At 71.9% G+C, this 10765-nt stretch carries 12 protein-coding genes and 2 tRNA genes; 1 reads left to right on the forward strand and 13 read right to left on the reverse strand.

Features of this window, described 5'->3' with window-relative positions; translation table 11 throughout:
- Window positions 1–19: 19 nt before the first annotated feature.
- The 10 genes from ABZ806_RS12790 to ABZ806_RS12835 form a co-directional block, all read right to left on the reverse strand.
- Complete coding sequence (locus ABZ806_RS12790; protein WP_500217052.1) at window positions 20–598, reverse strand: TetR/AcrR family transcriptional regulator; 579 nt, start codon at window positions 596–598, stop codon at window positions 20–22.
- Between the two features lie 21 nt (window positions 599–619).
- Complete coding sequence (locus tag ABZ806_RS12795) at window positions 620–1321, reverse strand: GntR family transcriptional regulator (RefSeq protein ID WP_500217054.1); 702 nt, start codon at window positions 1319–1321, stop codon at window positions 620–622.
- Window positions 1322–1399: 78 nt separating this feature from the next.
- Complete coding sequence (locus ABZ806_RS12800) at window positions 1400–1981, reverse strand: TMEM165/GDT1 family protein (RefSeq protein WP_500217056.1); 582 nt, start codon at window positions 1979–1981, stop codon at window positions 1400–1402.
- 236 nt (window positions 1982–2217) lie between these two features.
- Window positions 2218–3285: a UDP-N-acetylmuramate dehydrogenase gene (locus tag ABZ806_RS12805; RefSeq protein ID WP_500217057.1), complete on the reverse strand. Its 1068-nt coding sequence runs from the start codon at window positions 3283–3285 to the stop codon at window positions 2218–2220.
- 88 nt (window positions 3286–3373) lie between these two features.
- The gene (locus tag ABZ806_RS12810; protein WP_500217059.1) at window positions 3374–3799 is read right to left on the reverse strand and encodes a MaoC family dehydratase; all 426 of its coding nucleotides are present in this window, start codon (window positions 3797–3799) and stop codon (window positions 3374–3376) included.
- Window positions 3799–4236 (reverse strand): MaoC family dehydratase N-terminal domain-containing protein, encoded by a 438-nt coding sequence (locus ABZ806_RS12815; RefSeq protein ID WP_500217061.1) that lies wholly within the window; start codon window positions 4234–4236, stop codon window positions 3799–3801. The genes ABZ806_RS12810 and ABZ806_RS12815 overlap by 1 nt, the downstream gene beginning before the upstream one ends.
- Window positions 4237–4555: 319 nt before the next feature.
- Window positions 4556–4720 (reverse strand): 50S ribosomal protein L33, encoded by a 165-nt coding sequence (gene rpmG / locus ABZ806_RS12820; protein WP_018654800.1) that lies wholly within the window; start codon window positions 4718–4720, stop codon window positions 4556–4558.
- A gap of 120 nt (window positions 4721–4840) precedes the next feature.
- Window positions 4841–4914 (reverse strand) — tRNA-Met (locus ABZ806_RS12825).
- 323 nt (window positions 4915–5237) lie between these two features.
- A tRNA-Thr gene (locus ABZ806_RS12830) sits at window positions 5238–5310 on the reverse strand.
- A 127-nt stretch (window positions 5311–5437) separates the two neighbouring features.
- Entirely contained in the window at window positions 5438–6565 is a 1128-nt protein-coding gene (locus ABZ806_RS12835; protein WP_500217063.1) for an acyl-CoA dehydrogenase family protein, read from the reverse strand.
- Window positions 6566–6644: 79 nt separating this feature from the next.
- Between ABZ806_RS12835 and ABZ806_RS12840 the strand changes: the two genes are divergently transcribed.
- Complete coding sequence (locus tag ABZ806_RS12840) at window positions 6645–7670, forward strand: hypothetical protein (RefSeq protein ID WP_500217064.1); 1026 nt, start codon at window positions 6645–6647, stop codon at window positions 7668–7670.
- Window positions 7671–7728: 58 nt separating this feature from the next.
- Here ABZ806_RS12840 and ABZ806_RS12845 read toward each other — a convergent pair whose 3' ends face one another.
- From ABZ806_RS12845 to ABZ806_RS12855, 3 genes are all read right to left on the reverse strand, one after another.
- Window positions 7729–8463: a PP2C family serine/threonine-protein phosphatase gene (locus tag ABZ806_RS12845; RefSeq protein WP_500217065.1), complete on the reverse strand. Its 735-nt coding sequence runs from the start codon at window positions 8461–8463 to the stop codon at window positions 7729–7731.
- 157 nt (window positions 8464–8620) lie between these two features.
- Window positions 8621–10318: a TerD family protein gene (locus ABZ806_RS12850; RefSeq protein WP_500217067.1), complete on the reverse strand. Its 1698-nt coding sequence runs from the start codon at window positions 10316–10318 to the stop codon at window positions 8621–8623.
- Between the two features lie 173 nt (window positions 10319–10491).
- On the reverse strand, window positions 10492–10659 hold the full coding sequence (locus ABZ806_RS12855) for a hypothetical protein (protein WP_500217069.1): 168 nt from the start codon (window positions 10657–10659) through the stop codon (window positions 10492–10494).
- Window positions 10660–10765 lie beyond the last annotated feature (106 nt).

Genomic DNA, 10765 nt, shown 5'->3' on the forward strand with positions numbered 1-10765 from the left:
GCGGTCAGCAGTCGCGCGGTCAGGCGTCGGGGGTGTTGGTGTGGGGGTCGGTGGTGCGCAGGTCCTCGGCCCAGGCCGCCGTCGCGCGGGCCGGGTCGGGGCCGGCCGGGGCGCCGAACGCGGCCTGGACGTTCACCAGCAGGCCGGTCGACAGGAACCGGGCGATCTCCTCGGGCGGCGCGCCGGACAGGTCGTGCACGAGCCGCCACAGCCGGGCCCAGCGGACGCGGCCGAGCCCGCGCACGTCCTCGTCCCGGACGGCGATCGCGTAGATCTTGAGCTGGAGGCGCGGCAGCGCGGGCGCGTCGCGCGGCAGCCGCGCGAACGCCTCGGCCATCGCGGCCATCGCGTCGCCGCCGCGCAGCCCCCCGGCGGCGTCCCGCAGGACGCCCTCGATGTCGTCGAAGCAGCGCTCCGCGGCGGCGAGGAACAGGTCGTGCTTGGACGGGAAGAGCCGGAACATGTAGGGCTGGGAGACGCCGACCCGCCGGGCGATCGTCCAGGTGGACGTGCCGTCGTAGCCGCCGTGGGCGAACTCGGCCATCGCGGCCCGGATCGCGAGCTCGCGGCGTTGCGCGGCGCTCATCCTCGGGCTCATCCCCCCACGGTAGTGGGGCGTTCATCCGGACGGGCGCCACATGCCGCGGCGTTCGAGGTGGGCGGTCAGCAGTTCCCCGGCGCGCACGACATGGCCGCGCATCTCGGTGCCGGCCGCCGAGGGGTCCCCCGCGCGCAGCACGGCCAGGACCTGCTCGTGGTCGCGGACGGCGAGGGCGGGCCACCCGGCCAGCCGCCCGTACAGCCCGCGCGGGACGTACCGGGCCGCCGCCGCGAGCGACCACGCGAGCTTCGGGGAGTCGGCGGCCAGGTTGATCTCCCGGTGGAAGAGGTGGTGGTACTCCTCCAGGAGGTCGGGGCGGTGCGCGGTCAGGGCGCCTCCCATGGCGCGCCGCAGGCCGTCCAGTTCCCGGAGGGTGCCGGCGCCGATCCGGGGCGCGGCACGGGCGGTGAGTTCGGCGGCGATGCCGGCCTGCACCCAGAACAGGTCTTGGACGTCGCGCTCGGACAGCGGCGCGACGACGAACCCGCGCCTCGGCTCCAGCACGACGAACCCCTCGCTGCGCAGCGACTTCAGCGCCTCCCGGACGGGCGTGACGCTGATGCCGAACTCCACGGCGAGCCGTTCCAGCCGCAGGTAGTCGCCGGGCCGGACCCGGCCGTCCATGATCAGGTCGCGGATGCGGGCGGCGGCCTCGTCGCCGAGTTGCGGCCGGGTGCCGAGCGCCCGCCGGGGCGGGGGAAGGGGGGCGGGTAGGGCCACGGTCGTACTTCCGTTCCGGGCCCTTCCGCGGCGGGCCCGCGGCCGACAGGGGCCCTACCCTTGATGGTTCCCGTTCCGTCAGGCGGCGATGCCCTCGGCGAGCAGGATGACGCCGAAGACGGCGAATCCGGCGGCCGCGCCGTACCTGATGATGTGTTCGGGGAGCTTGCGGCCGAGCATCTGGCCGACGACGATGGCGAGCGCGTCGGCGGCGACCATGCCGATCGTCGAACCGGCCCACACGCCGGTCAGGGCGAGGAGCCCGCCGTGGTCGGCGGCGAGGGTGACGGTGGCGAGCATCGTCTTGTCGCCGAGTTCGGCGAGGAAGAACGCCCCGCCGACGGCGAGGATCGCCGATCCCTTCGCGCGGCGGGCCTTGTCGCGTTCGTCGTCGTTCAACTCGTCCCCGCGCAGCGTCCACAGGGCGAACCCGAGGAACGCGATGCCCGCGATGATCGAGATGGGGCCGGTCGGCAGCGCGGCGCCGAGCGCCGCGCCGAGCGCGACGCTGGCCAGGTGGACGATCGCGGTCGCGGCCGTGATGCCGATCAGCACGTGCAGGGCACGGAAGCGGGTGGCGAACGTCATGGCCATGAGCTGGCTCTTGTCGCCCAGTTCGGCGACGAAGATGACGGCCAGGCTGATGAGGAAGGCGGACACCGGATCCCTCTCGCTCGGATGCCGGGCGAAGGGCGGCGATTCGGGACGCGCAACCTCGGCCCGGCATGACTGCCAGGCCGAAGGTCTCGTCCGCCGCGATCTGGATCGGGCCCGCGTGACCGGGCGCCGGTGGCGGCGCCAGTATGTCGATCACGCGATTGGGACTACTCCCCCTCGACGCCGTTCACCCTACCAACGCCTCGGCGGCGGGACGATGTACGACGCGTCACACCAGCTCAGAGGGCGACGCCGACCATGACGGGCTCGTTGACGAGGGTGACGCCGAAGGCGGCGTGGACGCCGGCGCGGACCTCGCGGGCCAGCGCGAGGAGGTCGGCGGTGGTGCAGCCGCCCGGGTTGGTGAGGGCGAGCGTGTGCTTGGTGGAGATGCGGGCGGGGCCGAGCGCGTGGCCCTTGCCGAATCCGGCGCGGTCGATGAGCCAGGCGGCGGACGTCTTGGCCCCGCCGCCGGCCTCCGGGTAGCGGGGGAACGTCGCGTCCGGGCCGAGGCGCTCGGCGACGCGGCGTTCCAGTTCGGCGAGCTGGGCGGCGCCGAGGATCGGGTTGGTGAAGAACGATCCGGCGCTGCGGGTGTCGGGGTCGGCGGGGTCCAGCACCATGCCCTTTCCGCGGCGCAGTTCCAGGACGGCGTCGCGGGCCTCTTTGAGGGTGACGCGGTCGCCCGGCTCGACGCCCAGCTTGCGGGCCAGTTCGGCGTAGGCGACCGGCTGCGACTCCTCGGCCTCGTGGAGCGCGTACGTCACGTCCAGGACGACGTACCGGTCGTCGCCCTTGAAGACGCTGTGCCGGTAGGTGAAGCGGCAGGCGTCGCGGTCGAGGACGACGACGGCGCCGGCCTCCCGGTCGTAGGCGCGGACCTCGACGATCGTCTCGCCGACGTCCTGCCCGTAGGCGCCGACGTTCTGGATCGGGGTCGCGCCGACGCTGCCGGGGATGCCGGACAGGCACTCGACCCCCGCGAGGCCGTCGGAGACGCAGCGGGCGACGAACGGGTCCCAGTCCTCGCCGGCCTGGACGCGGACGTGGATCCGGCCGCCGTCGGCGGCGGTGCGCTCGGTGCCGCGGGTGCCGGCGTGCACGACGGTGCCGGGGAAGCCCGCGTCCGCGACGACCAGGTTGCTGCCACCGCCGAGCACGAGGACGGGCTCGCCCGCGTCGTCGGCCTTGCGGATCGCGGCGACCAGCTCCGCGTCGGTCGTCGCCTCGACGAAGCGGCGGGCGGGGCCGCCCAGCCGCAGCGTGGTGTATCCGGCCAGGTTCACGTCTTCGGCGAACACCGCCACGTCGTCTTCCCCTCCCGTACGTGCCCCCCGGCCCCGGCAGCAGCCCCGGCATCGGCCGGGGCGGACCCGGCCGATGCGGCGCTTCCCGTCAGGCGAGCTTGACGACCGCCCTCGCGCGCGTGAGGACCTTCTGGTCGTTCGACCTGGCGGTGAGCGCCACGACGACCTTGCCGTCGTCCAGCTTCTCCTCCACCTTGCCGCTGATCTCCAGCGTCGCGCCGCCCTCGTCGGGGACGACGACCGGAGAGGAGAACCGTACCCCGTAGTCGACCACCGCACCCGGGTCGCCGGCCCAGTCGGTGACGAACCGGCCGCCCTGCGCCATCGTGTACATGCCGTGGGCGATCACGTCCGGGAGCCCGACGGCCTTCGCGAACGACTCGCGCCAGTGGATCGGGTTGAAGTCGCCGGACGCGCCCGCGTACATGACGAGGTTCGCGCGGTCGATCTGGTACGTCTGCGCGGGGATCTCGGAACCGACCTCGACGTCGGCGTAGTTCACCTTGGCGGTCATCAGGCCCCCCGCTCCACGATCGTGTTGTAGGTCTTGCAGACCAGTTCGCCCTCGGTCGTCGTGACGTCGGTCTCGATGACCATCTTCTCGTTGTTCCCGATCGACTTGATCTCGGTGATCGTCGCGGTGCAGGTCACGACGTCCCCGGCCCGGAGCGGGCGGGTGTACTCGAAGCGCTGCTCACCGTGCACGACCATCGCGTAGTTCAGCCCGAGGTCGGGGTCGGCGAGGCCGGCGTTGCCGAGCGAGACGACGATCGGGAAGGTCGGCGGGGCGATGACGTCGGGGTGTCCGGCCGCCTTCGCCGCCTCCTGGTCCCGGTAGAGCGGGTTGCGGTCGCCGATCGCGTCCGCGAACTCGCGGATCTTCACCCGGCTGACCTCGTACGGCTCGCTGGGCGGGAAGCTCCGCCCGATGAAATCACGGTTGAGTGCCATGCAATCCGTCCCTCTCCAGGTCGAACGGGGCCGCGATGCCCGGGCGCCCGCCCTGGGCACGCCTGTTCCATCTTCGGTCGGACGCTAACAGAACGACGTTCAGCCCGCCCCCGCCGGGTCTCACTGGCGGGGACGGGCTGATGGTCGTCTGAGCAAGCGCGCGAAGAAGTCGCCGTCATGCCTGCCTTGCGGCACTGTGCCGGCGGGTTCCGGGGCGGTCTCCCGGTGCGGCGGACGCCCCATCGATCCGGCTCGTCGTCAGCGCGGCGGGGCGGGGCGGTTCGTCGCCGTCCGGAACCTCGGCCGGCGGAGACCTCGGCTAGCGGGTCTCGCGGTGCGCGCGGTGGCACCGGCAGTTCGGGCAGTACTTCTTGATCTCGAGGCGGTCCGGGTCGTTGCGCCGGTTCTTCCGCGTGATGTAGTTGCGGTGCTTGCACTCCTGGCAGGCCAGCGTGATCTTCGGCCGGACGTCAGTGGCAGCCACGATGGAGTGCCTTTCTGGGTAAGGGACACGGATCTACGGACCACGGCCGCCCGAGGAGGGCGGCCGGTGATTCGACCCCAGCCTGCTCACCCCCGGGACGGAGGTGAGAGACATGGGTAGTAGCGAGGGCCGGACTTGAACCGGCGACACAGCGATTATGAGCCGCTTGCTCTGCCTGACTGAGCTACCCCGCCGCGATGGTCGGTGTGGACCGGATTGCAAGGATACCGGATGCTCACCGAACCCTGGAAACACGAAAACCTGGATCGAGATCGGGGTTTCGGTTTCGCGGGTTCCGCCGGACCGCCTCCCAGGTTACCGGCTGTGCCGGGTGAGCTGCGAAACGCCCTGCTGGAACCGGTGGGACGGTACCACAGGGCCCGGTATGGAGCGAATCAGCGCGATCCGGCCGCGGCCGGGGAACCTGCCCCCCCCGGGGAGCCGGTCCGGTGGACCTGGTCCCGGGGACGACGAAGGCCGCCGTCCGATGGTGCCGGATGGCGGCCGGTTTGCCGTGAGCCCCTTTACGGAATCGAACCGTAGACCTTCTCCTTACCATGGAGACGCTCTGCCGACTGAGCTAAAGGGGCCTGCGTCGTTCGCGCAGTGAAACCATACACGGCCTGGGCGGGTGTTGCGAACCGGATTGGACCGCCGGCGTACGCGCTGGTCAGCCGCCCGGCCGGCCCCCCTGCCGCCGGCCGGTCGGCCGTCCGGTCAGCGCAGCAGGTCGCGGGCGATGACGAGCTGCTGGATCTGGCTCGTCCCCTCGTAGATGCGGAACAGCCTGACGTCGCGGTAGAAGCGCTCGACGGCGACGCCGCGCATGTAGCCCATGCCGCCGTAGACCTGGACGGCCCGGTCGGCGACGCGTCCGACCATCTCGGAGCAGAAGTACTTGGCGCAGGACGGTCCCCGCTTGGTGTCCTCGCCGGCGTCATAGGCGCGGGCCGCTTCCAGGACCATCGAGCGTCCGGCGTACAGCTCGGTCTGGGAGTCGGCGATGAGCCCCTGGACGAGCTGGTATTCACCGATGTTCTTTCCGCCCTGGCTCCGTTCCTTGGCGTAGGCGACGGTCTCGTCCAGGATCCTCTGCGCGAGACCGACGCAGACGGCGGCGATACTGACCCGCCCATGGGCGAGTGACGCCATGGCGGTACGGAAACCCGTCCCCTCGGTGCCGACCATCGCGTCGGCGGGAACGCGCACGTTGTCGAAGAAGACCTCGGCCGTGTGGGCTCCGCGCTGGCCCATCTTCTGGTCGGACGGGCCGACGCTCAGGCCGTCCGTGCCCTTCTCGACGAGGAACGTGGAGATTCCGCGCGAGCCGGTACCGCCGGTCCTGGCGAAGACCATGAAGACGTCGGCCTCGGGGGCGTTGGTGATGAAGCGCTTCGCGCCGTTGATGACGTAGTCGCCGCCGTCGCGCGCGGCGCTCGTGGTGAGCGTGCTGGGGTCGGAGCCGGCCTCGGCCTCGGTGAGGGCGAACGCGCCGACAACCTCGCCGGAGGCGAGTTTGGGCAGCCAGGCGTCCTTCTGGGCGTCCGTACCAGAGTTCACCAGGACCTGCCCGGCGATGCCGTTGCTGGTGCCGAACATGGACCGGAACGCGGGGCTGGCGTAGCCGATCTCGAAGACGAGGCGGACCTCCTCGCTCAGCGACAGGCCGAGCCCGCCGTACTCCTCGGGCAGCGCGTAACCGAACAGGCCCATGTCGCGGGACGTGCGGCGCAGCGCCTCCGGGATCGCGTCGCTCTCCTCGATCTCCTCCTCGCGGGGGACGACCTGGTCGCGGACGAAGGCGCGGACGGCCGTGAGCACGTCGGCGAAATCCTGTGACTCCATGGAGGCCATTCTAGAATCAGATTCCAAGATGGGGGCGGAGTTCTCCGGTTGTCCTACCGCTGTGCCAGGGTGATCATCCATGCCGCTCCAGCATGTCGTCGACGACATCGTCCGGGCCGCCGTCGCCGAGGACCAGGCGTTCGGCGAGCTCCTCCCGCAGCTCATGCAGGCGTCCCAGACCGCCGCCCCCGCCGAGATGAGCGCCGCCATGCCCCGGCTCGCCGAGGGCATCGCGCAGGCCCCGCCGAACCTCGGCGGCCTCCTCGCCATCGTCTCCGGCGCCTGGACCGAGAACGGCGCCGACCCCGCGCCGGCCGGCCCGGCCGTCGTCCAGCGGATCACCGAGGTCACCGCGGCGGCGCTCGCGTTCGCGAACACGTGGCGGGAGGCGACCGGCGGCGAGCCGCCCGACATGGAGGGCCAGCCGTCCCAGCAGGTCTTCGACACCGTCGCGCCGGGGCTCGGGGACGGCGCGGTCGTCGCGATGATGGCGTGGTTCGCGCTGCCGAAGTACGCGCTCGCCGGCTGCACGATGCTGCAGATGGCGCCGCTCGTCCGGGCCTCGCTCGACGATCGCGACTTCCGCGCCAGGGTCGCCGGGCAGGCCGCCCGGCATCTCGGGCAGATGGAGCACTACCAGGCGCTGCTGCGCGTGCTGGACGGCGAGCGGCTCCTCGTCCTCGACCGGGCGACCGGCAAGGGCTGGACGGTCGAGATCAGCGGCGTCGGCGACAACTTCCAGCTGCACATGCTGCTCGGCGGGGCCCTGATCGGCCGTCCGGGCGGGCTGGACGGGGAGCGGCCGGCACCGGAGATCCTCGCCTGCTTCCTCGACGCGGACGCCCCGCCGGGGCCGCCGGTCGTGTCCAGCCCGTGGAACCTCGTCGACGCGCACGGCGAATGGATCTGGAACGAGGGCGTCCCCGCCGACATCCCGGTGGTGAACGGCACCCGCGTCGTCGTGATCGACCCGCCGTCCTACCAGCGGACGTTCCCGGCCGGGCGGCGCTTCCCGCTGATGCCGGCCACGCTCCGCGTCGAGGGCATGCACCTGCCGGAGGACCTCGGCGACTGGTGGCCGCACATCAAACCGGCGACCCGCTGAGGCGGGGCCGCTCGACAGGCGGCCCGCTCGACAGGCGGCCCGCCAGGCCGGCGGCCCGCTAGAAGCGCACGAGCACCGCGGTGGCGTCGTCGTACTGCTTGCCGCGCGGTCGGCCGCCCAGTCCGGCGCCCGCCGCCTCGGCGGCCCTGGTCCTGCGGACGAGTTCCCGCGGGCCCTCCTCGTCGAGGAGCTGGAGCAGCTCGTCCCAGCCCATCTGGCCGAACCGCTCCACGAGCCTGGACGCGCCGTCGCTCAGCACCGCCGCCCTCGTCAGGCCCTCGACCGCGACCTCGCCGGTCAGCCCCTCGTAGGCGGCCTCGGGCTTCGTGCTCGCCACCCAGAACCCGCCGGGGCTGTTCCGCGACTCGCGCACGCCTTCGAGGGTGTAGCTCGGCAGGTGGTCGACCCGGTCGTCCCGGAAGACCCGGACCTCGCCGACGTCCACCACGATCGGGGAGTCGGCGAGGACGAACCACTCCACCACCGCGTCGCGGCGCCGGAGCAGCGACACCGTCGCGGACGGGCTGTCCGGGTTCCGCAGGTCGCACGTCCCGGCGTGCGCCTCCCCCGTCACCTTGACGGCCTCGGCGACCAGGTCGGGCAGCGGCTGCCCGTCCTCCAGCGCGAGCAGCGCCGCGATCCGGCCGCCGAGCCGGCGCACCAGCCACGCCGGGTCGTGCCGGCACCCGCTGTCCACTCCCGGCGGCGCCGTCGCCCCGTCCAGCAGCACGACCCAGCCGGGGCCGGCCGCCACGAAGTCCTCGTTCTCCCGCCCGGGCGCCGCCTCACTCACATAACTCACCTGCACGGATGCAGGTCTACCCGGTGCGCGGCCGGGCCGGGACCGGTAGACCAAACCCGCACACCCCGCCCGCCGGCCCGCCGGTCTCCTGTATCGCGCGCCTCCGCGGGTCACGCGCGCCTCCGCGGGTCACGCGCGCCTCCGCGGGTCAGTCGTCGACGTCGACGCCGAAACCGCGGGCCAGCTCGGCGAGCCCGAAGTCGTGGCCCTGCCCGACGACGCGGAGCCGCCAGCGCGGACCGCGCCGGTAGATCTCGGCGAGCAGCATCGTCCGCTCGGTCGTCCCGGCGTCGAGGGTCGCCTGCGCGAGGGCCCGCTCGGCGGTGCCGAGGCCGGTGGCCAGTTCGATGGGGCCGAGGTCGCCGAACGTCACCGCGCCGTCGATGGCGGCCGCGATCGTCACCTTCCGGACGGCCTCGGGGAGCGCGGCCAGATCGATGGTGATCACCTGCTCGGTGGGGCCGTCGGCGGCGAGCCGGACCGTCCCGTCCGGGGATTCGGCGGCGCCGTAGAACACGAAGTCCTCATCGCAGGACACCTGGCCGTCCTCGTCGAGCGCGAACGCGACCACGTCCACCTCGCAGGACGCGTGCTGCACCCACGACGCGGCGACCGTCCACCGCTGCGCGTCCGGCAGGTCGACGGCCGCGCCGCGCGGCAGCACCATCGGCGACACGCGCTCCGCCTCCACTCTTTCCGGCGCCCCGAGCCACTGCTCCTCGTGGACGGGCAGTTCCAGGTCGACGACCCGTTCCATACGCCGATCATTCTCGCCGCCGTTCAGCGCGACGACGTCGGTGACGCCGGCGGAGAGGTTCACGGCCGCCGCCCCGCCGAGCTCGACGACACGGCTTCTCGCGGCGGACGAATCAGGGTGCGTTCCGCCGAGGACCAGCACGCGGCGTCCGTCGAGCGGGCCTGTGCGCACGACCGGCTTCTCGGCCGGCTTCTCGGCCTGCGGCGCGGTTTCCCTTGTTCCGTGCGGTGTCCCGGGGAGGACGTTGCCGAGGAGTGCGAGGAACGTCCGCTCGTCGATGACGGGCACGCCTTCCTGCAGCGCTCTGCGCGCTTTGGCCGTTCCGGAGCCGGGCTCGTTCGTGACCAGCGCGCTCGTATGCCGGCTCACGGACGTCATCACGTTCAGTCCCTCGGCAACGGCGCGCTCGACGAGCTTTTCCCGCGGCACTTCGGTTTCACCCGTGATGGCGACCTTCATTCCCTGGACGAGTTCGGCGCACAGGCGTCCGGGGCAGCGGAAGGCGCACCGGGTCTTCGGAATGTTCGGCCTGGCCATCTGCTTCGGCGGGCACGCGACGAGAGGCAGTGTGAGGCCCAGTCTCATCGCCTCGGAGAGGGATCCGCGGAGCACTCCGGCGAGCGTCCGGACGTCCTCCAGGGCATCGTGCGCTCGGCGTTTCTCAACGCCGTAGTGGGCAGCGAGCGTCGCCAGTTTCAGGTCGCGTGTCGCCGGGGAGAGCCGCCGATTCAACGCCAGCGTGCACAGCCGCTGCTCCACCGGGAACCGAATGTTCGCGCGCATGAACTCCTGGAAAAGGAAACCGTAGTCGAACGGCGCATTATGCGCGACCAGCACTCGCCCTTCGAGCATTCCCGCGACGCGGCCGGTGACGTTCTCGAACCTCGGCGATCCTTTCAGCCGGGCGGCCGTCAACCCGTGGACGTGCACGGGGCCGGGATCGCACCCCGGGTCGAGCAGGGTGGAGAACTCCCCGTTCGGCCGCCCGTCGCGTCCGACCGTGACGACGGCCAGCGACAGGACCCGGTCCCGGACGGCCCGCAGCCCGGAGGTCTCCACGTCCACAAGTGCCCACTCATGCCGGAACATGGCGGCAGGCTAAGGCCGTGCATCAACCGTGCGCAGATATTCCTGCCCTCCTGCCCACATACGGCCACCCCGCCATTCCCCTGGGGGCGCATGGCTAACTCCCCTAGCCGGGCTATGCGGTCAACTGAACTCGGTGAAAATGTAGGAGGCAACGTCCCGGTCAACGGCGTCCGTCAGGCGATGACGGACGCGATGGCGACGAACAACTCCTCGCCGCTTTCGAGTTCGACGCTGAACATGCCCGTCTCGTCCTCCACGACGGCCGTCCGGACGGCACCGGGGAAGTCCCCGGCGGCCGCGACGAGGTAGTCACGGAGTTCGGCGATCGTCTGTCTTCCCACGGAGACCTCCTAGTACGGCAGTCCGAGATCGTGATTTGAGCTGGTAGCGGCCGGTTCGTAACGCAGGACAGCCGCCCGATGATCTTCGAGTTGTGACGCAAGAAGA

It is taken from the genome of Spirillospora sp. NPDC047418 (genome assembly GCF_040643275.1).
Lineage (GTDB): Bacteria > Actinomycetota > Actinomycetes > Streptosporangiales > Streptosporangiaceae > Spirillospora.